Annotated in this window: 2 protein-coding genes; both read left to right on the top strand. The window is 48.7% G+C overall.

Annotated elements, in window-relative coordinates; all coding sequences use genetic code 11:
- On the top strand, positions 1-1,241 hold a 1,241-nt coding region (locus tag NZ772_18305; protein MCS6815509.1), incomplete at its 5' end, for a class I tRNA ligase family protein.
- 121 nt (positions 1,242-1,362) lie between these two features.
- Positions 1,363-1,831: MlaD family protein (locus NZ772_18300; GenBank protein ID MCS6815508.1), on the top strand; the 469-nt coding region annotated here is incomplete at its 3' end.

The following is a 1,831-nucleotide window of genomic DNA, read 5'->3' as shown; positions in this document are numbered from 1 at the left end:
ACAAAGGATCCCAAGGTCAATCGTTTGCCCTTACCTACCCGGCTGATATGTACCTAGAAGGCTCTGATCAACACCGTGGTTGGTTTCAGTCCAGTTTACTTACCAGTGTAGCGGTGAATGGTCATGCTCCCTACCGAACTGTTCTCACCCATGGATTTGCCCTAGACGAGCAGGGCCGTAAGATGAGCAAGTCTCTGGGTAACATCGTGGATCCGATGGTTGTCATCAATGGCGGCAAGAACCAGAAGGAAGACCCCCCCTACGGAGCTGATGTGATGCGCCTATGGGTGTCTTCAGTGGATTACACATCGGATGTGCTGATTGGCAAGACTATTCTTAAGCAACTGGCGGAGGTTTACCGTAAAATCCGCAACACGGCTCGATTTCTACTGGGTAATTTGTATGATTTCAATCCTGAAACTGACCTGGTTGCTTACGAGCAGTTGCCTGACCTCGATCGTTACTTGCTCCATCGCAGCACAGAGGTTTTTACAGATATTACCGATGCCTTTCAACGCTTCCAGTTTTTCCGCTTCTTCCAAACGGTGCAAAACTTTTGCGTAGTTGACCTTTCCAATTTCTATTTAGATATTGCCAAGGATCGTCTCTACATCAGCGCTCCAGCAGCAGCTCGTCGGCGCAGTTGCCAAACAGTGATGTATTACGTGCTCGAAAACCTAGCCCGCTCCATTGCGCCTGTACTATGCCACATGGCAGAAGATATTTGGCAAGCACTACCCTACAAAACTCCCCATCGGTCTGTCTTTGAAGCAGGCTGGTTAGTTTTGGATCCTAAATGGCATCAACCCCATCTGGATGCAACGTGGGATCGGTGGCGGCGTTTACGGGCTGATGTCAATAAGGTGCTAGAGCAAGCTCGAATCGATAAGGCAATTGGCTCTTCACTAGAAGCTAAGATTCTGCTCTACAGTCCTGATCCAGAGTTACGTCAACAACTACAGGCCCTGAATCCCCCATCGGGATTGTCAACGTCACCGATCGCTGGTGTGGATGAGCTTCGCTATCTGTTGATTAGCTCTCAAGTTGAGGTTCTAGATGCTGCCGATCGTCTAGCTGATACTCAATACACAATTGATAGTGAAGGATTGACCATTGGTGTTGTCCGTGCTGACGGCACAAAGTGCGATCGCTGCTGGAATTACTCACCAACAGTAGGCACTATTGAGGCCCATCCCCTGCTCTGCGATCGTTGTGTTGCTGCCCTGGCTGGAGACTTCTAAATCTTTACTCTGTGCAACGATCAACTCTGAAGATACAGCAATCGATAGTCTAAACTAGGCAAAGGTTCCTCGTAACGGACATCAAGCAGCTTTAATTTATCGATAAGGATAAGGAGATTCCATGCGGAGTAGGCGGGCAGTTCGAGAAGGATCCACAGGTTTGTTGATTATCACCGGGGTTGGTCTAGTAGCAGCTTTGGGTTTATGGATTCGAGGAATAACACCTGGGAGTCGTAGCTACCCAATAATCCTTGAATTTGAAAATGCCCAAGGTATTATCATCGGTACCCCTGTGCGCTATCGCGGTGTTCCTGTCGGCAGAGTAGTTAAGCTCCAGCAAGGTGCCCGTAACGTTGAAGTCAAGATTGAAATTTCCTCTGGGGATGTGGTGATTCCTGCGAATCCAAAAATTTCCGCTAATCAATCAGGTCTGGTTAGCTCTGCCTACATTGACATTACTCCGACTAAAGAGCTGTCTGAGCAAGCCTATGCCATGAACCCTAACGCATCGGACTGCAATAGTCAGGTGATTGTGTGTAGGGGCGATCGGCTCAAGGGTGTACTGGGCCACAGCATCGACCAACTGATTC

The sequence above is a fragment of the Cyanobacteriota bacterium genome (genome assembly GCA_025054735.1).
In the GTDB taxonomy this organism is placed as follows: Bacteria; Cyanobacteriota; Cyanobacteriia; order SKYG9; family SKYG9; genus SKYG9.
This window is presented reverse-complemented; position numbering and strand designations above follow the sequence as displayed.